Here is a 25,625-nt window from a genome sequence, read left to right on the forward strand (position 1 = left end):
AGCCATGATCCCCGGAGAACTGCAACTGGCCGCCGGCGACATTGAATTGAACGTCGGTCGCGAGCGGCGACCCATTACCGTGGCCAACACCGGTGACCGACCCATTCAGGTGGGTTCTCATTATCACTTTGCCGAGGTGAATCCGGCGCTGGTGTTTGACCGAGTCCGGGCCCGCGGCTTTCGTCTCGACATTTCTGCCGGCACCGCGGTGCGCTTTGAGCCCGGCCAGCATCGCACCGTCACCCTGGTGGCCATGGGGGGCCGGGGCCATGTGTATGGATGTCGCGGCGATGTGATGGGCCCGCTTGAAGGAGAGCAGCAATGAGCAGGATCAGCCGCGAGGCCTATGCCGACATGTTTGGCCCCACCACTGGCGACAGGGTGCGCCTGGCCGACACCGAGCTGTGGATAGAAGTGGAGCAGGATCTCACCCTGTACGGGGAAGAGGTCAAGTTCGGCGGCGGCAAGGTGATCCGCGACGGCATGGGCCAGAGCCAGGCGGTGCGCGCCGACAGCGTGGATACCGTGATCACCAATGTCCTGATTGTGGACCATTGGGGCATTATCAAGGCCGATGTGGCCCTGAAGGACGGCCGCATTCATGCCATCGGCAAGGCCGGCAACCCGGACATACAGGATGGCATTACCATCAACGTGGGGCCGGGCACCGAGGTGATTGCCGGCGAGGGCCATATTCTGACTGCCGGTGGTGTGGATACCCACATTCACTACATCTGTCCCCAGCAGACCGAAGAAGCCCTGTGCTCGGGCATGACCACCATGATCGGCGGCGGCACCGGGCCGGCGACCGGCTCCAAGGCCACCACCTGCACCCCGGGGGAGTGGCACATTGGCCGCATGCTGCAGGCGACTGACGGCCTGCCGATGAACTTTGGTTTTCTCGGCAAGGGTTGCGCCAGCCAGCCCGAGGCGCTGCGCGAGCAGCTGGAAGCGGGCGCCATGGGGCTCAAGATCCACGAAGACTGGGGCGCCACGCCGGCGGCCATCGACTGTTGCCTGTCGGTGGCGGAAGAGTATGACGTACAGATCGCCATTCATTCAGACACCCTCAACGAGTCGGGCTTTGTGGAAGATACGCTGGGTGCCTTCAAGGGGCGCACCATTCACACCTTTCATACCGAAGGGGCCGGCGGTGGTCATGCGCCCGATATTCTTACCGCCTGCGGCCTGCTCAATGTGCTGCCGTCGTCCACCAACCCGACCCGTCCCTACACCATTAACACGGTGGACGAACACTTAGACATGCTGATGGTGTGTCACCACCTGGATCCGGCCATTCCCGAAGACGTGGCTTTTGCCGATTCGCGCATCCGTAAGGAAACCATTGCCGCTGAAGATATTCTGCAGGATCTGGGGGTGATTTCGATGATGTCTTCCGACAGCCAAGCCATGGGCCGGGTGGGCGAGGTGGTCTGTCGTACCTGGCAAACGGCGCACAAAATGAAGGTGCAACGCGGCCCTTTGCCGGAAGAGCCCATTGCCGGTGCCGACAACTTTCGGGTCAAGCGCTATATCGCCAAATACACCATCAACCCGGCCATTGCCCATGGCGTGGCCCATGAGGTGGGCTCGGTAGAAACCGGCAAACTGGCGGATTTGGTGCTGTGGAGCCCGGCGTTTTTCGGCATCAAACCGGCCTTGATCATCAAGGGCGGCGCCATTGCCTATGCCCCCATGGGTGATGTGAACGGCTCCATTCCCACACCCCAGCCGGTGCATTACCGGCCCATGTACGGTGCCCTGGGGAATGCGGCCGCCGCCGGCAGCCTGACCTTTGTCAGCAAGGCGGCGCTGGCCCATGACCTGCCCGGCAAGCTCGGCCTTAAACGCCGGCTGGTGGCCTGCGAGCATACCCGCGACATCACCAAGGCCAGCATGATCCACAACAGCGCCACGCCCAAAATCGAGGTGGATGCGCAAACCTACGAGGTGTTGTGTGACGGCGAGCTGCTGACCTGCGAGCCGGCCACGGTATTGCCCCTGGCCCAGCTGTATTCCCTGTTTTAAGAGGACTGATGTTGTTTTTGGCTATCGCGTCATTTCTGCAAAGGAACGTCATTCCCGCGAAGGCGGGAATCCAGGGCCGGAGGCAACGGATGCGCGAAAAGTAAGATTCAAATCCGGAGGAAACTGATGTTGAGAATCACCCAAAATCTGGGCCAGACCGATGAACCGGCTCAGGACACCCTGACCCTGACCTTTGAGTTACGGCAGAAGGGCCGGCTGCGAGCCGTCAGCGACGGTGGCGTGGAGCTCGGCCTGTTTCTGGAGCGGGGCAAGGTGTTGATGAACGGCGACAGGCTGGTCAGTGAATGCGGCCGGGTGTTTGAGGTGCGCGTCGGAGTGGAGCCGGTGATCACCGCCCATGCGCCTGACTGGCCCGGCTTTGCCCGGGCCTGCTATCACTTGGGCAACCGCCACGTCACGCTGGAAATTGGCGAACGCTGGCTGCGCTTTGCGCCGGATCATGTGCTGGAGCATCTGGCCGAACATCTGGGGCTGCGCCTTGAGCGTGAAAGCGCCCCGTTCAATCCCGAGTCCGGAGCCTACCACGGCCTGGGCGGTCATCATCATGACCACTGACAACGAACTGCTGGGTCTGTTGCAGCTCGCCAGCCCCTCGTTGCCCATTGGTGGCTTTGCCTGGTCCGCCGGGCTCGAGTCGGCCATTGAGCTGGGCTGGGTCAAGAATGACGCCCAGCTCAAACACTGGCTGCTCACCATGCTGCAGGGGCTGGCCTATCTCGATCTACCGGTATTGCTGCGGCTGTACGACGCACAAAAGGCCGGTCAGAACGAGGTGGTGGCCTATTGGAGTGACTTTATACGTGCCAGCCGTGAAACCCGGGAGCTGTTGTTTGAAGACGAACAGCAGGCCTTGGCCCTGGTGCGATTGCTGAAAGGGCAAGGAATTGAGGTGAACGGACTGCCTGAGCCGCCGGCACTGATGAGCGTGTGGGCCCTGGCGGCGCAAAGCTGGGGGCTGAGTGCTTACACCGCTGCCCTCGGCTTTGCCTGGAGCTGGCTGGAAAACCAGCTGGCGGTGGCCGCCAAGACCCTGCCACTGGGGCAGACCTCGATCCAGCGGCTGCTGCTGGCGCTAAAGCCGGAGTTAATTCGAGCACTGGCCCTGGCCACCAGCCTTGATGACGACCAGCTGGGGCTGGGGCTGCCCGGTCAGGTGCAGGCCAGTGCCCTGCATGAAACCCAATATTCCCGTTTGTTCCGGAGTTAACAATATGACGACACAATGTTTGCGAGTTGGAGTAGGGGGCCCGGTGGGCTCCGGCAAGACGGCGCTGCTGCGCCAGCTGTGTGCGGCCCTGCGCCAGCACTATGATCTGGCGGTGGTCACTAATGACATTTACACCAAGGAAGACGCCGAGTTCCTGCTGCGCCATCAGGCCCTGGAAGAAGACCGTATTTTGGGTGTGGAAACCGGTGGCTGCCCACATACCGCCATTCGCGAAGACGCCTCCATGAACCTGGCAGCCATTGACACCCTGCAACAGCGCCACCCCGGCCTCGAGCTGGTGCTGGTGGAAAGCGGTGGCGATAACCTGTCCGCCACCTTCAGCCCCGAGTTGTCGGATTTGACCCTGTATGTGATTGATGTTTGTGCCGGCGACAAGATCCCCCGCAAGGGTGGCCCCGGTATTACCAAGTCGGACTTGTTGATTATCAACAAGACCGATCTGGCACCTATGGTAAACGCGTCGCTGGAGGTGATGGACCGTGATGCCAAACGCATGCGCGGCGATCGGCCTTTCGTGTTTACCAACCTGATGCGGGGCGACGGCCTGCTCGAGATCATTCGTTTTATTGAAAAGGAAGGCATGCTGCGTGCGCTGCCCGACGATGTTGTCACTACCGGAGAAACCGCATGAACAAGACCCTGACCGCCCTGGCCGCCTTAGCTCCGGTCGCCGCCTTTGCTCACCCCGGCCATGGTGAGGCCAGTCTTACCGCCGGCCTGCTGCACCCCGTGACGGGGTGGGATCATCTGTTGGCCATGATGGCCGTGGGCATGCTGGCCATGGCTGGCAAAAGTCAGGCGGGCTGGCGACTGCCGCTGGCCTTTGTGGTGGCCATGGTAGCGGGGGCTGCGCTGGGCATAGCTGGCCTGGCTCTGCCGGTGGTAGAGCCGGTGATACTGGCTTCCATGGTGGTGTTGGGTGGCCTGCTTGCTGCAAGTATGGTTAATACGGGCAACGGTTTGGTACTGCTATGTGCCTTGTTTGGATTGTTTCATGGCAATGCTCATGGTCTGGAAGCCCCAGCATCCGGCTCGGTGGTGTCGTTTATCAGTGGCTTTGTGCTAACTAGCGGCCTGTTACATGGAGTTGGCTGGCTTGCCGCCCGCCATTGGCACGATGTTCTGTTGCGAGTATTTGGTTTTGCTGTAGCGGGTGTTGGTCTGCTGGCAGCGATCTGACATTGCTTTTAATCAGGCAGCGAGGAAATACCATGAATTCCAATTTTCTACTGCTGCCTGCATTCAGGCATGGCTTTCTGCTTCCTGTTCATTTTATCTATGCCTAACTTTCGCTGACGAAACATGAGTATGAAAAATGAATAATAAGCGCTCGAAGGGCACATAGGTATCATGCCGTAGCGCGCCTCTCCACGCTTTGCTTTTCATGCCGGTAAATCTTGCCTGCGTTGCCAAAAGAGCCAATTGAACCGATAATTTTGGCTTCCCCCCCTTTAGAGTTGTTTCCTCATGCTTGAACAATATTTCCGGCTCAAAGAACTCAACACCAATGTACGTCAGGAAGTGGTGGCGGGTGTGACTACTTTCCTGACCATGGCTTATATCATTTTCGTGAATCCGGCCATTCTGTCGGAAGCGGGCATGGATTATGGTGCCGTGTTTGTGGCCACTTGTCTGGCGGCGGCGTTTGGTTGTTTTATCATGGGGCTGGCGGCCAATTATCCCATTGCCCTGGCACCCGGCATGGGGCTGAATGCCTTTTTCACGTATACGGTCGTGCTGACCGAGGGCTACAGCTGGCAAAGTGCGCTGGGTGCGGTGTTTTTCTCCGGCTGTTTGTTTGTGTTGCTCAGTCTGTTCAAGGTGCGGGAGTGGATCATCAACGCGATCCCTGCGCCGCTCAAACTGGGCATTGCCGCCGGCATAGGCCTGTTTCTGGCGCTGGTAGGCTTGAAAAGTGCCGGTATTATTGTGGATCATCCTGCCACGCTGGTTGGCCTGGGGGATATTACCGGTCTGCAGGCAGGGCTGGCGGTGCTCGGTTTTTTCCTGATTATCGGCATGGCTGCCCGGGGCATGCGTGGTGCCGTGATGATCGGTATTCTGGCGATCACCGGCCTGGGGCTGGCTTTTGGTGACGTGGAATATCAAGGCATTGTTTCGGCACCGCCTTCTATTATGCCTACCTTGATGCAACTCGATATTGCCGGTGCCTTTAATGTGGGTATGTTGTCGGTTATTTTTGCCTTTCTGTTTGTAGACCTGTTTGATACTTCCGGCACTCTGATTGCTGTGGCCCAGCGTGCCAGACTACTGGACGAACAAGGCCGGCTGCCACGCCTGAGCCGTGCATTGCTGGCCGACAGCAGTGCTTCCATTGCCGGCTCTGTTCTGGGCACGTCCACCACCACTTCTTATGTGGAAAGCGCCGCCGGCGTGGCCGTGGGCGGTCGCAGTGGTCTGACGGCGGTGGTGACTGGCCTGATGTTTATTGCCGCGCTGTTGTTTTCTCCGCTGGCGGGCATGGTACCTGCCTATGCGACCGCCGGTGCACTGGTATATGTGGCGGTGCTGATGATGGCTCAGCTGGCGCTGTTGCACTGGGATGACATCACAGAAGCCGTGCCCGCTGTGGTGGTACTGGTGATGATGCCTTTCACCTTTTCCATTGCCCACGGCATTGCTTTTGGTTTTATCAGTTTTGTGGGCGTCAAGGTGTTGTCTGGTCGTGCCAGTGAAGTCAGCCCTGTAGTCTGGGCCCTGGCGGTGCTGTTTGCTCTTAAGTTCGCCGTGGGCATCTGATGAAAAGGGGTCGGCATTCGGCCCCTTTTTCTGTTCCGGGGCTTGAAATCCGGTACGGCACCCCCATCTTTCTGGCTGTAGGTTAACCCAAGCAAGGAACATCAAGATGACCGAAGCCGTGCACACCGAAACTCATGGTTTTCAAACCGAAGTTAAACAGCTGCTCAGCCTGATGGCGCACAGCCTCTATTCCAATAAAGAGGTATTTCTGCGTGAACTGGTGTCGAACGCCGCCGATGCGGCCGACAAACTCCGTTTCAAGGCACTGTCCAACAGTGAGCTGTTCGAAAACGATGGCAACCTGCGGGTACGCCTGGTAATCGATAAAGACAATAAAACCCTGACCATTTCTGATAACGGCATCGGCATGAGCCGTGATGATGTGATTGAACACCTGGGTACTATTGCCAAGTCGGGCACCAAGGCCTTTTTCAGTCAGCTGTCCGGCGATCAGGCCAAAGATTCCCAGCTGATTGGCCAGTTCGGTGTGGGCTTCTACTCCGCCTTTATTGTGGCTGACAAGGTTACTGTGGAAACCCGTGCTGCCGGAGAAGACAGCAACCGGGGAGTTCGTTGGGAGTCCGATGGTGATGGCAGCTTTACCGTGGCCGATATTGAAAAAACCGGCCGTGGTACCGATGTGATTTTGCATCTGCGCGAAGGGGAAGAAGAGTTTCTCGATGACTGGCGTCTGCGCAGCATTATCGGGAAATACTCGGATCACATCAGCATTGCCGTGGAAATGTGGAAAGACGGTGAGCCGGAGCAGACCGACGAAGAAGGTAATGTTACCGCTGCCGCCACCGACGGCGAGTGGGAGCAGGTGAACAAGGCCACCGCGCTCTGGACCCGTGCCAAAGGGGACATCAGTGATGAGGAATATCAGGAGTTTTACAAGCATATTTCTCACGACTGGCAGGATGCCCTGGCCTGGAGCCATAACAAGGTAGAAGGCAATCAGGAATATACCAGCCTGCTCTATGTGCCTGCCAAGGCCCCGTTTGATTTGTATAACCGCGAGCAGAGTCACGGTCTTAAGCTGTATGTACAGCGGGTGTTCATTATGGATGACGCCGAGCAGTTTATGCCCACCTATCTGCGCTTTGTAAAAGGGGTACTCGACTCCAACGATCTGCCGCTGAACGTGTCTCGTGAAATTCTGCAGGACAATAAAGTTACCGCGCAGCTGCGCAAGGCCTGCACCAAGCGGGTACTGAGCATGCTGGAGCAAATGGCCAAAAACGATGCCGACAAATACCAGGGTTTCTGGAAAGAGTTCGGTAACGTGCTGAAAGAAGGCCCGGCGGAAGACTACGGCAACCGGGAACAAATTGCCGGTCTGCTGCGTTTTGCCAGCACCCATAACGACTCTGACGCTCAGACCGTGTCGCTGAGCGATTACCTTGAGCGGATGAAGGAAGGTCAGGACAAGATCTACTATATCACCGCCGACAGTTATGCCGCCGCCAGCCACAGCCCGCACCTGGAAATCTTCCGCAAGAAGGGCATTGAAGTGCTGCTGATGTGGGAGCGGGTGGACGAGTGGCTGATGAACCACCTGAGCGACTTCCAGGACAAACAATTTGTCTCCGTGACCAAAGGCGAGCTGGATCTGGGCGAGCTGGATGACGAAGAAACCAAAAAAGCCCAGGAAGAAGCCAAAGAAGCGCTGAAGCCATTGCTGGAGCGGGTACAGACGGCGCTGGGTGACGAAGTGAAGGAAGTGCGTCTGACCCATCGTCTGACCAGCACCCCGTCTTGTGTGGTGGCCGGTGAGCACGACATGAGTACCCAGATGATCAAGCTGATGCGTGCCGCCGGTCAGCCGGTACCGGAGCAGAAATACGTTCTGGAGCTGAATCCCGAGCACAGCCTGGTGAAAAAGCTGGAAAGCCTGGGCGAGGGTGAGCAGTTTAACGAATGGTCCAAACTTCTGCTGGAGCAGGCTCAGCTTGCCGAGCAAGGAGGCTTGAAAGACCCCGCTGCCTTCGTGGCCCGGGTTAACCGCCTGCTGCTTGACTGATAACAGCTGACTTCTGTTAGTAGCAAACCCGGCCCTGAGCCGGGTTTTTTTGCTGCTTATATAATCAATAGGTCTAACAGTCTTTGCTGTTACTTGTTCCTATGCCGGTGTCATGCCACAATCGAGCGCAATTTATGAATGACTAATCAAAAAGAGGACGCTGTTATGCGCATCGTTTTGCTGGGTGCTCCGGGCGCGGGTAAGGGAACACAGGCTCAGTTCATCATGGAGAAGTTCGGTATTCCGCAAATCTCGACCGGCGACATGCTGCGTGCCGCGATCAAGGCCGGCACTCCGCTGGGCCTCAAGGCCAAGGAAGTGATGGACAATGGCCAGCTGGTGTCTGATGACATCATTATTGGTCTGGTTAAAGAGCGCATCAGTCAGGATGATTGCGCCAAGGGTTTTTTGCTGGACGGTTTCCCCCGCACCATTCCTCAGGCTGACGCCATGAAGGAAGTCGGTGTAGAGGTAGATTATGTGCTGGAATTTGCCGTTCCCGATGAAGAAATCGTTAAGCGCATGAGTGGTCGTCGGGTGCACCCGGGCTCTGGCCGGGTTTACCACCTGGTGTACAACCCGCCCAAAGTGGAAGGCAAAGACGATGTGACCGGCGAAGAGCTGGTCATTCGAGCCGATGATGAAGAAGCTACCGTGCGCAAGCGTCTGGCGGTTTATCATGAGCAGACTGCACCGCTCATCGATTATTACAAGAAAGAAGCTGAAGCTGGCCGTACCCAGCACCACAAGGTGGATGGTACCCAGTCAGTAGAAGCGGTAAGCCGCGAACTGACCGATATTCTGGCTTAAGCTTTTATTGTGCAAGCCGGACCTGTTAAGGTCCGGCTTTTTGTTGTTGATAAAAGGCAGGTAACAAGGTGAAAACAGGTGTTTTACTGGTGAACCTGGGAACGCCTTCCGCTCCGACGTCTGCTGCGGTAAAGGCTTTTCTCAGTCAGTTTCTGCACGATCACCGGGTGGTGGATTTACCCCGCTCGCTGTGGTGTCCCTTATTGCATGGCATTATTCTGCCGTTTCGCGCTCCCAAAGTTGCCAAGCTCTATCAGTCTATCTGGTGGCCTGATGGCTCCCCCTTGATGGTTGTCAGCCGCCGCCAGCAGGCTGCATTACAGCAGGCACTGCAGGATGAGGGCATTGATATGCCGGTTGCGCTGGGTATGAGTTATGGCGAACCGTCCATCGGTTCGGCCTGGCAGCAGCTTAAAGAGCAAGGTACAGACAGAGTGATAGTGTTGCCGCTTTATCCGCAATACTCTGTCAGCACCACGGCATCGGTATTTGACAGCTGGGCCAGACTGATGAAAAAAGAGCGGCGGATGCCGGCGCTGCGGTTTGTGCATGATTACCATGACTTCAGCGGCTATATTCAGGCGCTGGCCGATTCAGTACGGGCTCACTGGGAGGCCCATGGCCGTGGCGACATGCTGCTGCTTTCTTACCATGGTATCCCCAAGCGTTTTGAAAATGAGGGGGATCCCTATGGTCAGCAATGCCATCGTACCTCCGAGTTGCTGGCGCAGGCACTGGAGCTTGAGCCTCACCAGTGGCGCACAACCTTTCAGTCCCGTTTTGGCCGGGAAGAATGGTTAAAGCCCTACACCGATAAAACCATGGAAAAGCTGCCGCAGGAAGGGATTAAAAAGCTGGATGTGATTTGCCCGGCCTTTTCTGCCGACTGCCTGGAGACGCTCGAAGAGATCGCCGAGCAAAACCAGGAACTTTTTCTCAAGGCGGGGGGAGAGCAGTATCATTACATTCCTGCCCTGAACGATAATCAGGCCCATATCAGAATGATGGTGGATCTGGTTTGCCGGGAGCTGGCGTAAACCTGATCTTGTCTGCTACTTCTTGCTCCCGGTAACGGGGTGAAGCCTGGCCCAGAGCCGGCGTTGCTTAGCTGCAGCGCCGGTTTTTTTATTACCTTAATATCAATGCAACGGGCTGGCAGGTGCTGACGGGCCGATCACAAAAAGGCGTCCGTTTGCTTGCCGACTGCTCAAAAAGGTTCCATCTTGCTCTTGCCAGCAGATCACGGCGGCGATTGCCGGGCTGCTGAGTGCCCGCTGCAGCTGGGCGGCTGTTAACCGGTGCGCATCGATAATGCGGGCCGGATCAAGGCCGGCGGCAATCATGGTCTGGCGGCACAGCCGGCCCGGGGCATTGGCGACAACAATCCAGCCGGTGTTGGCCCGGCTGAGGGCAGAAAGGCGTGCGAGCACACCGGTCTGTACAGCCATGGCGGGTGTGGCACAGCGGGGAGACAGTGTGTCTTGCCGGGAGATCAGTGCCTGCTTGCGGGTTAATGAAAAGTTCATCATGGTACGGCCCTGCCTGTTGCGATACTGTTTATATATACAGTATTCACCAAAGGCGGATTGGTCAATAATTAACTGTATAAATTTACAGTGTTGGAGGCGTAATGGACAGAACGCAACTGGAACGCATGGATATTCATATGGTGCTGAGTATTGTCAATGAAAAGCTGCGTATTGAATGCGACAGCCTGGATGCATTGCTGGCACGCTATGAGCTGGATGGTGGCTGGCTGGCAGCACGGATGGCGATGATTGGTTACCGTTATGACAGCCACAGTAATCAGTTCCGTAGTGCGGGAAAGTAAACCCGGGGCATGATCTTGCACTGATCCTACCGGACTGTCATAGTCCGGTTTTTTGTTTTCAGGAGAAAATAATGGACGCAGATTTCTGGCATGAGCGCTGGCAGAGCGCACGTATTGGCTTTCATCAGGCGGACATTAATGCGCACCTGCAACAGTACTGGCAACATACTGACGCCGAAGCCGGCGATGAAGTGCTGGTGCCCCTGTGTGGCAAGAGCCACGATATGCGCTGGCTGGCGCAGCAGGGGCATGCGGTGGCCGGATTTGAATTGTCACCGGTCGCGGTAAATGACTTCTTTGCTGAAGCCGGATTAACGCCTTCCTGTAAAGAAGAAGGCCCTCTTTTATGCTGGCAACAGGGGCCTTTCAGCCTTTATCAAGGGGATTTTTTTAAGGCCGGACAGCTTGGACTGACCTTTAAGCTGGCTTACGACAGAGCAGCACTGATTGCCCTGCCGCCGGATATGCGCCCGGCATATGCTGAGCTGATGGCAGGCTTAATGGCAGCAGGGGGACGGGTGCTGCTGGTGACGGTGGATCACGATTCAAAGCAGGATCAGACCCCTCCGTTTGCGGTGGCCGAGGCTGAGGTGAGGGCCTTGTTCGAGCCGTATTTTGAACTGAAGGTTCTGGAGCAAACGCATGCCGGCGAGCTGCACCGTCGGGTAGCCTCGGGTGAATGCAGCTATTTTGATGAACTGTGTTATTTGCTGACACGACGCTGAGCAGTTGTTCACTATTATGACAAATCAGTTAACGAGATGTGACATTGCCCCGATTTTTGAGTATTTGGTAGTGTAATACTCTGCCTTGTTCTTTCCGTGCAAAACCTTTATCTGTAAAATAACCATTCATCATGCGCAATCTTCGGTGAGATGTTATGCGCTGGTTTGGTTTTTTTATGCATTAACTGCCGTTGGCAGAGCCGGGAGGCAAGGAGTTTTTATGGAAAAAGCGCTGGCGGGCCAGAGTAGTAGTAGTATTCGTAACTGGTTGATGTTCTTACTGCCATCACTGGCGGGGTTGCTGTTGTTTATGACACCCGTTGCCTGGCAGGGGGACATTACCATTATGATTGCGGTGCTGGCCAAGAGCGTGCAGGGAATGCTGGCTGAGCAATTGCCTGCGGTAGTTACCGGACTGATCGTATTGTCTGCCCTGCTGACGCTGCTGGGCAGCCTGATGAAACCAGTCTGGCTGCTGAACAGTGCTTTTCTGAATACACTGTTTAATGTGCGTCCCGTCTGGCTTGTCAGCCGCCTGCTGGGGGCACTGTTTGTGCTGCTGGTGCACTTTCAGATCGGACCAGAGCTGTTATACAGCGGCGATACCGGTGGCCTGGTGCTGAATGATCTGCTGCCGGTGTTATTTTCGGTATTTATCTTCGCCGGCCTGTTATTGCCGTTGTTGCTTGATTTTGGCTTGCTGGAGCTGGTTGGAACCTTGTTGACCCGCATTATGAGACCTGTGTTCCGTTTGCCCGGGCGCTCGGCGGTAGATTGCATGGCATCCTGGCTGGGGGACGGCAGTGTCGGTATTTTGCTGACCAGCAAACAATATGAAGGTCATCACTATACACAACGGGAAGCGGCCGTTATCGGGACCACTTTTTCTGCCGTATCCATCACGTTCAGCCTGGTAGTGCTGGCGCAGGTGAAGCTGGAACACATGTTTTTACCTTTCTACGGTGCCGTTTGTCTGGCCGGGGTGGTGGCAGCCATCGTTGTGCCGCGGTTGCCGCCGCTGTGCTGGAAAAAAGACACCTTTATTAATGGTGAATCCCGCCCTGCAGATGCCGAAGTGACACCTGAAGGTTACTCGCGGCTGAAGCATGGTATCAGTCTGGCATTGGCCCGGGCCGGTAAGGTGGAAAGCCTGGGACAGGTTGTCCGCGCCGGTGTGCATAATGCACTCGACATGCTGCTGGGGGTGCTGCCGGTGGTGATGGCGTTCGGCACTATTGCGCTGGTCGTGGCCGAAACCACGCCACTGTTCAGCTGGCTGGGCGTTCCCTTTGTACCGCTACTGGAACTGCTGGGTATTCCCGAGGCGGCCGCGGCGTCTCAGACCATAGTGGTGGGGTTTGCCGATATGTTTATTCCGGCCATTCTGGCGAGCTCGATAGAAAGCGACATGACCCGCTTTGTGATTGCTGCGCTGTCGGTGACACAGCTGATTTACATGTCGGAAGTCGGGGCCCTGTTGCTGGGCAGTAAAATACCGGTCAACCTGCTTGAGCTGTTTGTCATCTTCCTGATGCGTACCCTGGTTACCCTGCCGGTTATTGCCATGGTTGCCCATCTGGTATTCTGATAGCAGCGGTGCTTCTATACTTCGGCTAAACAAGGATGGATGGGAGCACTTATGTATCAGGGAGTATTGCATTTCTGGTTTGAAAGCCTGAAACCAGCCGAATGGTGGCAAAAGGACAAGGCGCTGGATACTGATATTGGCCGGCGCTTTGGCCTGTTGCACACGCAGGCGTGTAAAGGTGAATTATTTGAGTGGCGTGCGCAGGCCCTTGGGCGGCTGGCCGAAATTATTGTGCTGGATCAGTTTTCTCGCAATATATACCGGGGCAGGGCAGAGGCGTTTGCCGCCGATGGTATGGCGCTGGCACTGGCGCAGGAGGCCATTAGCGGGGGAGCAGAACGAGAACTGACGCCTTATCAGCGGTTGTTTTTGTATATGCCCTTTATGCACAGTGAGTCACTGAAAGTACATGATCAGGGAATGCCACTGTTTGAACGGCTGGGGTTGGCTGACAGCCTGGATTTTGAATACCGGCACCGGGATATTATTGCCCGTTTCGGTCGTTACCCCCACCGTAATGCGATTCTTGGTCGCCCATCCACTCCTGAAGAGCTGGCTTTTCTGACCCAGCCGGGCTCGGGCTTCTGAAACAAAAAAAGGCCGGCGTCATTTATCCAATGACGCCGGCCTTTCTTATAGCTTTATTACTGCTGCTGGATCATCCAGATCTGGAAGGCGCGGCGAGTGTCGGCATCCGCGGCGTTCCACCAATGCTGCAGCATTTCCATGGCATCTGCATCTACCACGGTCTCGCCGAACTTCTCTTTGGCGGCAGCCACGGCGGCTTCGGTACGGCCGTTAAAGGCCTGGCGGTTTTCCTTCAGGTGTGCCTGAATGCCACCGGTAGTATCCAGGCCGGCGGGCATGGGGATAATGGACAGTTCGGCATCTACAGCCTGGCCGGTGCGTTTGTCTATCACGGTCAGGCGGCTGTCCTGCTCACGCAAAAACTGGCGGGCCAGTTGATAGTTCAGCGGTTTTTTAAAGTCGATAGTCAGTTCGGCATCGGCAGGCACATTATCCAGCTCAATGATAACGGGGTTACCATTCAGCACCCGCACTTCAGAGCGGTTGGAGTAATCATGGGTGTAGCCAATGGCCACCTGGTTTTTACCTTCATTCAGAGTAACCTGATGAATGTCTTTGGTAATGGTATTGGCGGTTTTTTCGCCGTTAATCAGATAAATCTGATAAGGTCGCTGTGCTTCAAAGGTGGCAGCAGTGGCACCAAAACAAAGGCTGGCGGTGGCCAGAGCGGCAAGAGTAACACGCAGTTTCATAAATCAGGGCTCCTGAGCCTGTTGCCCCTGAGGGCGTTTTATCAATGAATTTTTTATTCAGTAAACCGGCAAATTGTGACAACTATTAAAACCAGACGCAATTGGCAAAGACCACCCAGGCTCACGTTTCCCTGGTAAAAGGGGGAAGGGCGCTGAGCAGCGCCGGCCCATAGCGGCGGGTAAGCAGTCGCCGGTCCAGCACAATAATCCGGCCCTGATCGGTTTCGGTACGCAGCAGTCTGCCGCAGGCCTGGATCAGTTTACGTGAGGCTTCGGGCACGGTGAGCTGCATAAAGGGGTTACCGCCGCTGAGTGTAATCCATTCGGCCATGGCTTCTTCCACCGGTGAGGTTGGCACCGCAAAGGGCAGCTTGGTAATAATCAGATTGGTCAGGTAGTGTCCGGGTAGATCAAGCCCTTCGGCAAAGCTGCCGGTGCCAAACAGTACGCTGGGCTGGCCGCCATCGCATTTCATGCGGTGCAGCTCCAAAAGGGCCTGACGGCCCGCTTCTCCCTGTACCAGCAGCGAATGACCTTTGTCACGCAAAGTCCCCGCGACCGTATTCATTTGCCGGTAGGAAGAAAACAGGACCAGACTGGCCCCTGCATTCTCCAGCCAGCGGGGAATTTCAGTTGCCAGCAGCTCATCAAAGCCGGGATCCTGCGGTTCACAGGATAATTGCGGAATAATCAGCTTTGACCCCGGATAGTCAAAGGGGGAGTTCAGCCGCAAATACTGGCTGCCATCATCATGGCGCAGGCCGACGGCACGGCGAAAATAGCTGAAGTCATTCAGGGCGGTAAAGGTGGCCGATACCATGATCACGGCTGCAGCCCGGGACCAGCACCATTGTTCCAGTAGATGTCCCACAGCGAGTGGCGTGGCACATAAGGTGATGTCATTTTTGCCCTGTTCCAGCCAGCGCGCCGGTGGCGTGTGGCCAGGGCCGATGGCTTTCAGCATCAGTTCACACAGGCCAAGGGCCTCATCGGTGTGCAGCTGCTGCAGACTCACTGCGGCCATGGCCCCGGAAACCGAGCTGTTTCCCGGTTGGCGTTTCAGCGCTTCAGCCAGCTCATTTTGCAGCCGGGTCAGGCCTTGGGCCAGCTGCTTATGTTCATCTTTCAGGGTAGATAGAGAGTGGCTCAGCAGTTCGGGCAACTCGCCGGCAGCAAAGCGCAGACACCCCTGGTCATCCGGTATTAAGTCACCGGCACGCTGTGCGGCCTGTAATTGCCTGTAGAGTTCGGTTAAGGAAGGGATCAGCTGTTGCAGTGCCTGCTGGCTGCGCGTAATGGCACTCTGACCTTCATCTTTCAGTGTGGCAGCAAGGGCCGGTACTTGTTTGTTGAATTGTTCCAGGTTGCGTCGGGCGCTGCGCAAAGAAAGCCGCGCCGATCCCTGCTCCCGGGCAATATGAGCAATATGATGGGCTTCATCCAGCACGTAAATGCAGGTTTCCGGTTCAGGCAAAATAATGCCGCCGCCCATCGACAAATCTGCCAGCAGCAGGGCGTGGTTTACCACGATCACATCGGCTTTATCCAGGCTGGCCCGGGCCTGATGAAACGGACAGTGGGTATGGCCTAATTGAGGCTGGCAGCTGTGGCGTTCGGTCTGAATTTGCTGCCAGAGGGCATCAACGATAGGTTCTGGCCAGCTGTCCCGGTCACCGGCCCAGTCGTTCTGCTCCAGAGCCTGCCACAGTGTTGCCAGCTGATTCTGTTGTGCCGGGGTCAGTGTATCGGCGGTATCAAACATGCCGATCTGGCTTTTGCCCTGGAGAAGATCCTGCAACCGTTGCCGGCAACAGTAGCGAGCCCGGCCTTTGGCCAGGGTATAGGTAAAAGAAGGTTGGCAGTGTGGCTGAAAAAGTGGCAGGTCCTTATTTATCAGCTGTTCCTGCAATGCCAGGGTCGCGGTAGAAATAATTACCTTTTTATTATTTAACCGGGCCCAGGGAATGCTGGCCTGTAAATAGGCCAGCGATTTTCCAATGCCGGTGCCGGCTTCGGCCACCAGAATGCGACGGGATAAGTCGTATTGCCCCAGCAGCACCTTGCCTATTTCCGCCACCAGGAAGTTTTGCTCCCGCCTTGGTTTAAAACCTTGAATTGACTCGCTTAATTTCCGGTAATTGGCACGCACCAGAGTGCGGTAATCGGTGCTGGACATAAGGGGTTTCCGGTATAAAATGCGGCTGCAATTATATCTGCCGGGCGTTTATATACCAGCGCCGGCAGGCCGTTCAGAAAAGCCGGCACAGATCACACTTGCGCGCGTACCGAGCACAAGTGTCATAAAAAGTTCCCGTGATTTTGTTGCAAGGTCAAAATACCGGTGATAGTCTGCTCGGCATAGTAACGCTAGCGTTGCTAACACAGGGAATAACAAAGACTTAGTGTTTAATTACAGTAGGCATACAAAATCATGAAAAAAACGATTCTTGCACTGACCATTCCTGCGCTGTTCGCGACCTCCGCCAGCGCCGTAACCGTATACTCCGATGAAGGCGCCCAGGTAGACATCTACGGCCGCATTCAGTACGAAGCCGGTGAAATGAAGTTCCAGAATGGCCAGAAGTCTAACGACTTCGGCGGTGAAGGCGAAGCGCGTCTGGGTGTGAACGTTAAGTACATGCTGAACAACGATGTTGACCTGATCGGTAAGCTGGAATGGCAGGTTACTGCTGAAGCCGACGACGCCACTGGTTCCGACAGCATCGATACCCGTTATGCCTGGGCCGGTTTCCGCTTCATGGACACCACCGAGCTGACCTTCGGTCGCAGCCAGGACCCGTATGCGCTGGTAGTTTACCACCACGATATCTTTAACGTATTTGGCGCTCAGACTACTTACGGCTCACTGGGCCTGGTAGACGACAAAGTTGACGACCAAATCCGTGTAAGCTACGCCAACAACGGTCTGGACCTGCGCGCTGCCTACGCCTTTGCTGACGACAACAAAATCGACGGCAACGAAAACAAAGAAAACCAGTGGTCAGTAGCCGCCGGTTACACCCTGCCGATGGGTCTGGGCTTTGGTGCCGCTTACGAGCAGCAGAACTACGGCAACATGGGTGGCCTGAACGGCGACTACGACCTGGATGCCTGGATCGTTGGCGTGAACTACACCCTCGACGGTTTCTACGCTGCCGTTGCCTACACCCAGCAGCAGTTTGAAAACAACGCGAACGAAGTTGAAACCAACGGCGTTGAAGTAACCGGTACCTACAACGTTGACGCCTGGACCCTGCTGGCTCAGTACTCTTATGAAGAAACTGACCTGAAAGGCGCTGGCGACTTCGACAGCATTGATGCTTGGACCCTGGGTGTTCAGTATGACCTGACCTCCAAAGCCAAGCTGTACGCTGAGTACGAAATCAACGATGACGATCTGAACCGTGATGACCGCTACGGTCTGGGTATTCAGTACAACTTCTAATATTAGCTAAATTAGCTGATACAGAAGCGAAAAGCCGGCGAAAGCCGGCTTTTTTATGTCTGCACGAGAGTGTCATCCCCGCGCAGGCGGGGACGGGCATCCAGGGGCGGAGTGCGAGGGTTCAGGGCTTGGTGTTGTCTGCCTGTGGACCCCCGCCTTTGCGAGGGTGACAGAAATACTTAAATAGCTGTCATGCCCGAGCAGGCGGGCATCCAGGGGTGGAGTGCGCGGGCTCAGGGCTTGGCGTTGTCTGCCTATGGCCCCCTGTCCCCCGCTTTTGCGAGGGTGACAGAAATACAGAAATAATCGTCATGCCCGCGCAGGCGGGCATCCAGGGGGAGTGCGCGGGCTCAGGGCTTGGCGTTGTCTGCCTGTGGCCCCCGCCTCCGCGGGGGTGACCTTCCTTCGCGGGGGTAACAGAAATACTGGCGCTACCGGGTTTATGGCTGGCGGCGATATCCCTTACAGCGTCCAGCTGGCATGTTGTGCCTTTTGATATTTTTCTTCGCAATGATCACAACGCTGTCGGCAGGGATCGGCCAATAGCTGGGCGTGGCTCAGCTCGGCTTCACAGTCGCTGCACAGGCCATAAAGCCCCAGCTGCCACTGACACAGGGCAGCATCTGCCCGGCGCAGGCTTTTCAGCTGTGGTTGCAGTTGTGGCCAGGCAGCCAGGGCGGGATCATCAGCCCATTCATCCGGGGGAAGGCGGGATAGCCGGGCGGCCAGCGTGGTGTCCAGTGTACCTACCGAGTGCAAAAAGCTCCGGCGGCAGTCGTCCGCCACCGCCAGCAGCCGTTGTTCCAGCTCGCTTTGGGTTGTCTTGCTGCTCATGATGACATCCATTCAGTGAAGTATGTCGGCCAGTATAAGATTGGCGACTTGTTATCATCATGATGCAAATCAATAACCCGCCCCTACGGGGAGCTATAAGCCTTGAGCCGTCAGCGATAAGTGGCGGGGGCTGGAAGTTTTAGGGTTGTCTGCTTGCCACCGAAAACTTGCGGGTATAACACAATAACCACCGGCCAAGCCGGACGACTTACAGCTTAACGCTGATCGCTTACAGCTCCCCGAAGGGGCGCTTGCTGCGCAAGCTCCTGCCGGATTTCCTCTGTATGTTTAAGGGTTCGAATGGCGGTGAACAGCTCCCGGGCTTCGGGGTATTGTAATTTCAGGTAATTCAGCCACTGCTTGATGCGGTTGGGGTAATAGACGGCTTTGTTGCCTTCTACTTCCAGCGCTGAGTAATCCAGTAACAGTGCAATTACCTGCTGCCAGGACATGGGGGCGGCACCGGTTTTAATGGTGTCAGCCAGATTGGGCAGCGCCAGGGCACCACGGCCCAGCATAATGTCGCTGCAGCCGCTCTGGGCCCGGGCCTGGGTGGCATGATCGGCGTGCCAGATCTCGCCGTTAATCACCACTGGAATGGTCAGCCGTTGTTGTATTTCTGTTACCAGCGACCAGTAAGCCGGCGGGCGATAGCCGTCTTTTTTACTGCGGGCATGGACCGTCAGTTCATTGATACCGGCTTCGGCCAGGGCCTGGCTGTTTTCCAGATAGCTGTTACGTTCTTCCAGCCCCAGACGAATTTTGGCACTGACCGGCAGGTGAGCGGGCACGGCGGCACGCACCGCGCGGCCAATACGGTAAAGCTGCTCGCTGTCAGCCAGCAGGGCGGCGCCGCCCCGGTGTTTGTTGACGGTCTTGGCCGGGCAGCCAAAGTTAAGATCAATCCCGTTGGCACCCAGCCGGCAGGCCTGCTCGGCATTTTCCGCCAGCCAGTCTGCGTCCTGGCCCAGCAATTGAATGCGAACCGGTGTGCCGGCAGGCGTGTTACAGCCATGGTGCAGTTCGGGACATAAGCGATAAAATACGCGGGGCGGCAGGCGCATATTGACCACCCGCACAAACTCGGTCACGCATAAATCATAAGGATTAAGGCGGGTCAGCAGGTCCCGCATTAAATGGTCGAGCACCCCTTCCATCGGGGCCAGGATAAGGCGCATGTCAATGACCGTCTTGGTAAAAGCGGGCAGTGTAACCGCGCCGGTTTAAAAGTGCCATGGTATGCATCGCCCCGGGTTTTTAAAAGCGTATTTTGCTATAGTCGGTACAGGACTGAACACTGGCAGGAGAGTGCAATGCGATTCTTATTTGCCCTGCTTGGCGGCATATCATTAGGGCTCGGCATTTTGGGGGCTTTTTTACCGGTGCTGCCCACCACTCCGTTTATTCTGTTGTCTGCCTGCTGTTTCGGCAAGTCTTCCCACACTGTGCATGCCTGGCTGGTCAACCACCCCTGGTTTGGCGGCATGATCCAGGACTGGCAGGAGCACAGAGGCCTCAGGCCGCGTGTAAAGCGTCGGGCACTCATTGTGATGGCGGCCAGTTTTGCATTTTCTGTTTATCTGGTGCCGTTGTGGTGGGTGCGTATTGCCCTGGTGCTGACCTTTATGGCGCTGGCCTGCTGGATGTGGCGATTGCCGGCAGTGCCTGAGCGGAGCATGGTTGCAATGGAGCGGACGAGGCCCTAAGATTTCACACCTTAATTCAATGCCATGCCCGCAGCTGCCGGGTTCAGTGAGGCCGCCAGACGCCATGAAACAAGACACCCTCAAGCTGATTGCAGACAGTATTGTCTCCATTCCCGATTACCCCAAGCCCGGTATCGTGTTCCGCGATATTACCGGTCTGGTAGAAAACGGGGAGGCTTTTCGTCTGACCATCGAAACCCTGGTCGAGCATTACCGGCACTCGGGTGTACGCAAAGTACTGGGCACCGAGGCCCGGGGTTTTATTTTCGGTGCACCGGTGGCGGCCGCACTGGGGGTGGGTTTTATTCCGGCCCGAAAGCCCAACAAACTGCCCCGTGATGTAGTGGAAGCGGCTTATCAGCTGGAGTACGGCTCTGATGTGCTGCAGATCCATGCCGACTCTATTGAGCCCGGTGAGAAGGTGTTGATCATTGACGATTTGCTGGCGACCGGCGGCACTGTGGAAGCGGCGGTCAAACTGGTGCGCCGCTGTGGCGGTGAAGTTCAGGAAGCGGCTTTTGTGATCGGCCTGCCGGCGCTGGGAGGTATACAGAGGCTGAACAAGCTGGGTGTACGCGTGACCAGCCTGGTTGAATTTGACGGCCATTGAGCTTATGAGTTATCAGGTTCTGGCCCGCAAGTGGCGTCCGCGCCGCTTCAGTGAGGTAGTGGGGCAGCAGCATGTGCTGACCGCCCTTATCAATGCACTGGAGCAGGGCCGCCTGCACCATGCTTATTTATTCAGTGGTACCCGGGGGGTTGGCAAAACCTCCATTGCCCGGCTGTTGGCCAAAGCACTCAACTGCGAAACCGGCGTGTCTGCCGATCCCTGCGGCCGCTGTGACAGCTGCCTGGAAATAGAGCAGGGGCGTTTTGTTGATCTGCTTGAAATTGATGCTGCCAGTCGCACCAAGGTGGAAGATACCCGTGAGTTGCTCGATAACGTGCAATATCAGCCGGCCAGGGGCCGGTTTAAGGTGTATCTCATCGATGAGGTGCACATGCTGTCGCGGCACAGTTTTAACGCCTTGCTGAAAACCCTGGAAGAGCCGCCCCCTCATGTGAAATTTTTGCTGGCCACCACGGACCCGCAAAAGCTGCCTATTACCATCCTGTCCCGTTGCTTGCAGTTTCATCTTAAAAGCCTGGAGCCAGGCCAGATTGACCATCAGCTGCAGCACATTCTGCAGCAGGAGCAAATGGCGTTTGAGCCCGAGGCAACGGCGGCCTTGTCCCGTGCCGCTGATGGCAGTCTGCGTGATGCTCTGAGCCTGACCGATCAGGCGCTGGCATTTGGTAATGGACAGCTTGAGCTGGCACAGGTGGAGCGCATGCTCGGCAGCCTTAACCGGGAGCAACTGCTGGCACTGGTGGAAGCCATCTTGGCCGGTGACGGGGCCGCATTGCTGGCCCGGGTAGCTGGCCTGGCCAGCCTGGGGCCGGACTACGACCATGTTCACAAAGAGCTGATCGCGTTCTGGCATCAGCTGGCACTGGCACAGGTGGTTCCGGCACAGGGCATGCCTCACGCCGGTGAACTGAACCGGCTGGCTCCATTGGTCAGTCCGGATCAAATACAGCTGTATTATCAGATTTGCCTGCAGGGCCGAAAAGATTTGCCGTTTGCGCCCGATGGTCGTTCGGCACTGGAGATGACGCTGTTGCGGACGCTGGCGTTTGCACCCCGGGATGTTACCGCCGCCGAGCCGGCAGTTTCTTCGCCGCAGACCCGGTCCGTTTCGGGCAGCGCCGGTCAGATGGATCCAGCTTATGAAAAAAAGCCGGAGCCGGTGACCGCACCGGCTGACAGTGAGGAGAACATAACTGCCCGTCTGGAGCAGGAGCAGGCGCAGATCTGGCAGCAAGCAGAGCGCATGGGCAAAATGCCAGAGGCCGCGTCCGGGCAAGCCGGTAGCACGGTGGCGATGCCCGAACAGAGTGCAGAGTCTCCGCTAACGGCCGCCCCTGAAACCGCGCCGGAACCACCAATGCCCCCGGCACCGGAGCCTTTGGTGGATGAAGCCGCAGAGCAGGCGGCGCGCATCCGCCGGCTGCTACAGACCCGCAACCGGCTGCTGAGTCAGGAACGCACTGAACCGGCCCCGAAACCTGAGGCAACAGCCCGGCAGGTAGCAAAACCTGAGCAGCGGCCCGTTGCTCCGGTGACGGCACCGGCAGCCACCGCACAGCCGCAAAGCGAGTTGCCGCCGCTGGATGCTTATCAGGATATGAGCTGGGATGATAGCGATGCTCCGCCCTGGACTCAGGATGGCGAACCGGCATTTGCGCCGGTGACACCGGCCTCCGAGGCACCGATGCAGGCGGTTGCACCAACGCCCTCTGTGATGGCTCAGCCCCGCGCCCAGGTTGTGCCTGAATCTGTGCTGGTGCCGACGGCGAAAACCAGCTGGAAAAACGAGCCAGAGCCCCTGAAGCCGTCTCAGCTGTTACCTCAGGCAGAGGATCACTGGGCCAAACTGGTTTCTCAGTTGCCGCTGGGGGGGCTGTTGCGTCAACTGGCCATGCACAGCACCCTGGAGCAGCAGGAGGATCAATGGCGACTGTGGCTCAGACCGGCGCAAAAGCACCTGTTGAATGAAAAAACACAGGGGGAGCTCGAAGCGCTGATCAGTGATCACCTGGGCCGGAAAGTCGGGGTCCGGGTGGAGCTGGGAGAAAAGGGAGAAACCCCGGCGGATGTAGAGCAACAGTTGTATCAGGCCGCCTGCGCGCGTGCCAAAGATGAAATTGAAGCCGATGATGCGGTACAATTCCTTATCTCGCGCTTTGCAGCTGAGCTGGATGCCGACAGCATCGAGCCCATGGTGCAGTAAGCGTTAACGTATTTAATCCATCAATAAAGAGTGACAACCTATGTTTGGTAAAGGCGGACTTGGCAATATCATGAAACAGGCCCAGCAGATGCAGGAAAAAATGCAGAAGCTGCAGGAAGAGCTGGCCCAGATGGAAGTGGTGGGTGAGGCCGGTGCCGGTCTGGTCAAGGTTACCATGACCGGCAGCCACTCGGTGCGTCGTGTAGAGCTGGACGACAGCCTGCTGGAAGATGACAAGGAACTGGTAGAAGATCTGCTGGCTGCAGCTGTGAATGACGCCGTGCGCCGGGTGGAAGAGCAGAACAAAACCCGTATGGGCGAGCTCACCGGTGGCATGCAACTGCCTCCGGGCTTCAAAATGCCGTTCTAAGCATTTTTTACCTTTAGAGACAGGGGTTTACCAGCCCCTGTTTCACCGGGGGGCACATGGGGGCAACATTCCCCATCTGCGTCGGCTGGGGTGAAGTACGGATCCCAGTAACCGTTTCAGCTTCAGTTTCCGTTCAAGAGTCTTTTCATGCGTTTCAGTCCGTTACTGGATGAATTAATCAAAAACCTGCAGGTACTGCCTGGTGTGGGGCCCAAGTCGGCTCAGCGCATGGCCTTTGCCTTGCTGGAGCGGCAGCGGGCCGGTGGCCGTAAACTGGCTTATGTTCTGGAGCAGGCGCTGGATAACATCGGCCATTGTCGCCAGTGCCGTACTTTTACCGAAGAAGACGTATGCGCTATTTGCTCCAGCTCCAAACGGGCACTGAGTGGTCAGCTGTGTGTGGTGGAAAGTCCCGCCGATGTGGTGGCCATTGAGCAAACCGGGCAATATCAGGGGCGTTATTTTGTGCTGATGGGGCATTTGTCTCCCCTTGACGGGGTCGGGCCGGAAGATCTGGGGCTGGATGTGCTTGAGCGCTGGCTGAGTTCGGAGCCCTTTAATGAACTTATCCTGGCGACCAACCCCACGGTAGAAGGCGAAGCCACCGCGTATTTTATTGCCGATATTGCCCGCCAGCACGGCGTGTCGGTCAGCCGTATTGCCCACGGCGTGCCGATTGGCGGCGAGCTGGAGCTGGTCGACGGCAATACTCTCAGCCATTCCTTTATGGGCCGGAAAGCCTTCAGCGACTGAAGGCAAACCCCACCCCAGCCCTCCCCTTAAAAAGGGGAGGGAGCAGGCAGTGTTAAGCTCCTCCCCCTTGTCAAGGGGGAGGCCGGGAGGGGGTATTACACCGGATAAAAGGTCAGGTTGGCAATCCGCACCAGTACCCCGATAAACAGCAGCATGCCGCCATAGCGCAGCCAGCGATATTCCTGCAGGGTAAGATCCTTGGCACGGTTAAACACAATGCGCGGCAGTGCCAGCCAGTCTTTTCTGCGCCGGCCATAATGCCAGGTGCCTATCAGAACCAGTAGCAACCCCGTCAGCAGTAACGCCGCTTCTGCTAGTTTCAGCCAGAGCATCATTCCCTCGCACTCCGATGTTAAAAAATTGTTTCTTCAGTATGGCCAGCCCATGCAGCGCCGGCCATTAGCCATTGGTCGAAGGCTCAGCAGGCCATATCGTGATAAAGGGCAACGCGGATGTCAGCCAGATGTGCCGGTATCGCCGGCGGCCATCATGGCGTTGACACAAAACGGGCAGTGGTCAGACAGATACGGTTTCATGACGCGCTCCCGGATGACAGTGCCAGCTGGTGCAATGGCACCGGGCTGACGGCGGCCAGCAGCTGGGCTGCACCGGGATACTGACTGATGGTGGTGGTACGCTCGGCCAGGACTGCCTGACAAATATGCTCGGAGTGAGCACGGTGCAGGGATAACTGGCTGAGCGCCAGCTGCATGGGGCCGAGGCCCGGATTAAACGCGGCATTTTCCAGATAGCGGCCGGTGATCACGCGGCCGTCGGTCAGCTTCAGGGCCACTCCGGCCTGATTATGGCTGTAGGGAGCATGGCTGTGATTGGCTTCTGTCAGCGCAGCCTGCTGTACGGGATCCGGACTATCGCTGGCGAGTGGGGCGGGCGCAGCGCCGAGCATGCCAGTGCTGATGCCGAGATCTGCCGGGCCAAAGGCGTGAGGCAGTAATGCTGCCAGGGTATGCTGTTCGGCGGGCAGTATGATGAGCAGCTCGGGCTGGTTCAGCTCCTGCATAAACTGGCGGCAATGGCCACAAGGGTTGGCGCTGACCACCATTTTGACAATCCTGCGTTCGTTATGCAGCGCGGCGTGGCCAATGGCGGACTGTTCGGCGTGCACGGCATGATGCAGTGCCAGTCCGGAAAACTCCAGATTGGCACCGAGATACCAGTGACCCGAGCCGGTGATGGCAATGGCACCGACCGCAAACCCCGAGACCGGTGCCCGGGCAAGGCGCTGTGCCTGTGCTAACAAGGCCTGGGCCAGCTTGTTCTCGTTCAGCCCCGTTGCCCTGCCAAGGGCGCTGGCCTGAGCCGGAGTAAGCCGGAGCGGGTGTTCAAGACGTAACTGTAGTAATGCCTGTTGCAAAGCCGGAGTCATGC

At 56.9% G+C, this 25,625-nt stretch carries 27 protein-coding genes; 20 read left to right on the forward strand and 7 right to left on the reverse strand.

What is annotated here, in order from left to right; genetic code table 11:
• The first annotated feature begins 4 nt into the window (after window positions 1–4).
• The 10 genes from B6S09_RS16245 (at window position 5) to hemH (ending at window position 9,907) form a co-directional block, all read left to right on the forward strand.
• A complete protein-coding gene (locus B6S09_RS16245) occupies window positions 5–325 on the forward strand; it encodes an urease subunit beta (RefSeq protein ID WP_094279544.1) in 321 nt (106 codons plus the stop codon).
• Window positions 322–2,028 (forward strand): urease subunit alpha, encoded by a 1,707-nt coding sequence (ureC, locus tag B6S09_RS16250; protein ID WP_094279545.1) that lies wholly within the window; start codon window positions 322–324, stop codon window positions 2,026–2,028. Before B6S09_RS16245 ends, ureC begins: the two co-directional genes overlap by 4 nt.
• A gap of 126 nt (window positions 2,029–2,154) precedes the next feature.
• Complete coding sequence (ureE, locus tag B6S09_RS16255) at window positions 2,155–2,604, forward strand: urease accessory protein UreE (RefSeq protein WP_094279546.1); 450 nt, start codon at window positions 2,155–2,157, stop codon at window positions 2,602–2,604.
• On the forward strand, window positions 2,594–3,256 hold the full coding sequence (locus tag B6S09_RS16260) for an urease accessory protein UreF (protein ID WP_094279547.1): 663 nt from the start codon (window positions 2,594–2,596) through the stop codon (window positions 3,254–3,256). Before ureE ends, B6S09_RS16260 begins: the two co-directional genes overlap by 11 nt.
• Window positions 3,257–3,260: 4 nt before the next feature.
• Complete coding sequence (gene ureG, locus B6S09_RS16265; RefSeq protein WP_094279548.1) at window positions 3,261–3,908, forward strand: urease accessory protein UreG; 648 nt, start codon at window positions 3,261–3,263, stop codon at window positions 3,906–3,908.
• Window positions 3,905–4,456 carry a HupE/UreJ family protein gene (locus tag B6S09_RS16270; protein ID WP_094279549.1) on the forward strand — a complete coding sequence of 184 codons (552 nt, stop codon included), beginning with the start codon at window positions 3,905–3,907 and terminating at the stop codon, window positions 4,454–4,456. Before ureG ends, B6S09_RS16270 begins: the two co-directional genes overlap by 4 nt.
• 288 nt (window positions 4,457–4,744) lie before the next feature.
• Entirely contained in the window at window positions 4,745–6,037 is a 1,293-nt protein-coding gene (locus B6S09_RS16275) for an NCS2 family permease (RefSeq protein WP_094279550.1), read from the forward strand.
• Window positions 6,038–6,143: 106 nt separating this feature from the next.
• Window positions 6,144–8,060: a molecular chaperone HtpG gene (gene htpG / locus B6S09_RS16280; RefSeq protein WP_094279551.1), complete on the forward strand. Its 1,917-nt coding sequence runs from the start codon at window positions 6,144–6,146 to the stop codon at window positions 8,058–8,060.
• Between the two features lie 165 nt (window positions 8,061–8,225).
• Window positions 8,226–8,870, forward strand: coding sequence for an adenylate kinase (gene adk, locus B6S09_RS16285; protein ID WP_094279552.1), 645 nt, complete (start codon window positions 8,226–8,228; stop codon window positions 8,868–8,870).
• Window positions 8,871–8,938: 68 nt separating this feature from the next.
• On the forward strand, window positions 8,939–9,907 hold the full coding sequence (hemH, locus tag B6S09_RS16290; RefSeq protein WP_094279553.1) for a ferrochelatase: 969 nt from the start codon (window positions 8,939–8,941) through the stop codon (window positions 9,905–9,907).
• A 102-nt stretch (window positions 9,908–10,009) separates the two neighbouring features.
• On the opposite strand, the gene B6S09_RS16295 is transcribed toward hemH, so the two are convergent.
• On the reverse strand, window positions 10,010–10,399 hold the full coding sequence (locus B6S09_RS16295; protein WP_094279554.1) for a cell division inhibitor: 390 nt from the start codon (window positions 10,397–10,399) through the stop codon (window positions 10,010–10,012).
• A 101-nt stretch (window positions 10,400–10,500) separates the two neighbouring features.
• Here B6S09_RS16295 and B6S09_RS16300 point away from each other — a divergent pair, with 101 nt between their 5' ends.
• The 4 genes from B6S09_RS16300 (at window position 10,501) to B6S09_RS16315 (ending at window position 13,602) form a co-directional block, all read left to right on the forward strand.
• Window positions 10,501–10,701 (forward strand): DUF4250 domain-containing protein, encoded by a 201-nt coding sequence (locus B6S09_RS16300; RefSeq protein ID WP_094279555.1) that lies wholly within the window; start codon window positions 10,501–10,503, stop codon window positions 10,699–10,701.
• A gap of 71 nt (window positions 10,702–10,772) precedes the next feature.
• Entirely contained in the window at window positions 10,773–11,426 is a 654-nt protein-coding gene (locus tag B6S09_RS16305) for a thiopurine S-methyltransferase (RefSeq protein WP_094279556.1), read from the forward strand.
• A 220-nt stretch (window positions 11,427–11,646) separates the two neighbouring features.
• The gene (locus B6S09_RS16310) at window positions 11,647–13,014 is read left to right on the forward strand and encodes a YjiH family protein (protein WP_094279557.1); all 1,368 of its coding nucleotides are present in this window, start codon (window positions 11,647–11,649) and stop codon (window positions 13,012–13,014) included.
• A gap of 39 nt (window positions 13,015–13,053) precedes the next feature.
• Window positions 13,054–13,602 (forward strand): DUF924 family protein, encoded by a 549-nt coding sequence (locus B6S09_RS16315; RefSeq protein ID WP_243832890.1) that lies wholly within the window; start codon window positions 13,054–13,056, stop codon window positions 13,600–13,602.
• Between the two features lie 56 nt (window positions 13,603–13,658).
• Here the strand turns inward: B6S09_RS16315 and B6S09_RS16320 are convergent, their stop codons facing one another.
• Entirely contained in the window at window positions 13,659–14,294 is a 636-nt protein-coding gene (locus B6S09_RS16320) for a YccT family protein (protein WP_094279559.1), read from the reverse strand.
• Window positions 14,295–14,415: 121 nt separating this feature from the next.
• Window positions 14,416–16,470 (reverse strand): ATP-dependent DNA helicase DinG, encoded by a 2,055-nt coding sequence (gene dinG / locus B6S09_RS16325; protein ID WP_094279560.1) that lies wholly within the window; start codon window positions 16,468–16,470, stop codon window positions 14,416–14,418.
• A gap of 255 nt (window positions 16,471–16,725) precedes the next feature.
• On the opposite strand from dinG, the gene B6S09_RS16330 reads away from it, so the two are divergent.
• Entirely contained in the window at window positions 16,726–17,739 is a 1,014-nt protein-coding gene (locus B6S09_RS16330) for a porin (RefSeq protein WP_094279561.1), read from the forward strand.
• A 462-nt stretch (window positions 17,740–18,201) separates the two neighbouring features.
• Here the strand turns inward: B6S09_RS16330 and B6S09_RS16335 are convergent, their stop codons facing one another.
• Together B6S09_RS16335 and B6S09_RS16340 are read right to left on the reverse strand one after the other, a co-directional pair.
• A complete protein-coding gene (locus B6S09_RS16335) occupies window positions 18,202–18,573 on the reverse strand; it encodes a transcriptional regulator, TraR/DksA family protein (RefSeq protein WP_094279562.1) in 372 nt (123 codons plus the stop codon).
• 215 nt (window positions 18,574–18,788) lie between these two features.
• Window positions 18,789–19,751, reverse strand: a complete 963-nt coding sequence (locus B6S09_RS16340) for a tRNA-dihydrouridine synthase (RefSeq protein WP_094279563.1) — start codon at window positions 19,749–19,751, stop codon at window positions 18,789–18,791.
• Between the two features lie 135 nt (window positions 19,752–19,886).
• Here B6S09_RS16340 and B6S09_RS16345 point away from each other — a divergent pair, with 135 nt between their 5' ends.
• From B6S09_RS16345 to recR, 5 genes are all read left to right on the forward strand, one after another.
• Window positions 19,887–20,279 carry a YbaN family protein gene (locus B6S09_RS16345; protein WP_094279564.1) on the forward strand — a complete coding sequence of 131 codons (393 nt, stop codon included), beginning with the start codon at window positions 19,887–19,889 and terminating at the stop codon, window positions 20,277–20,279.
• 64 nt (window positions 20,280–20,343) lie between these two features.
• The gene (gene apt / locus B6S09_RS16350) at window positions 20,344–20,889 is read left to right on the forward strand and encodes an adenine phosphoribosyltransferase (RefSeq protein ID WP_094279565.1); all 546 of its coding nucleotides are present in this window, start codon (window positions 20,344–20,346) and stop codon (window positions 20,887–20,889) included.
• Window positions 20,890–20,893: 4 nt separating this feature from the next.
• Window positions 20,894–23,113 (forward strand): DNA polymerase III subunit gamma/tau, encoded by a 2,220-nt coding sequence (dnaX, locus tag B6S09_RS16355; RefSeq protein ID WP_094279566.1) that lies wholly within the window; start codon window positions 20,894–20,896, stop codon window positions 23,111–23,113.
• Between the two features lie 40 nt (window positions 23,114–23,153).
• Window positions 23,154–23,483, forward strand: coding sequence for a YbaB/EbfC family nucleoid-associated protein (locus B6S09_RS16360; RefSeq protein ID WP_094279567.1), 330 nt, complete (start codon window positions 23,154–23,156; stop codon window positions 23,481–23,483).
• A 147-nt stretch (window positions 23,484–23,630) separates the two neighbouring features.
• Window positions 23,631–24,236 (forward strand): recombination mediator RecR, encoded by a 606-nt coding sequence (recR, locus tag B6S09_RS16365; RefSeq protein ID WP_094279568.1) that lies wholly within the window; start codon window positions 23,631–23,633, stop codon window positions 24,234–24,236.
• 95 nt (window positions 24,237–24,331) lie between these two features.
• Here recR and B6S09_RS16370 read toward each other — a convergent pair whose 3' ends face one another.
• Window positions 24,332–24,571, reverse strand: coding sequence for a hypothetical protein (locus B6S09_RS16370; protein ID WP_243832889.1), 240 nt, complete (start codon window positions 24,569–24,571; stop codon window positions 24,332–24,334).
• Between the two features lie 197 nt (window positions 24,572–24,768).
• On the reverse strand, window positions 24,769–25,623 hold the full coding sequence (gene cdd, locus B6S09_RS16375) for a cytidine deaminase (RefSeq protein WP_094279569.1): 855 nt from the start codon (window positions 25,621–25,623) through the stop codon (window positions 24,769–24,771).
• Window positions 25,624–25,625: the final 2 nt, after the last annotated feature.

The organism is Oceanimonas baumannii, from assembly GCF_002245495.1.
GTDB lineage: Bacteria > Pseudomonadota > Gammaproteobacteria > Enterobacterales > Aeromonadaceae > Oceanimonas > Oceanimonas baumannii.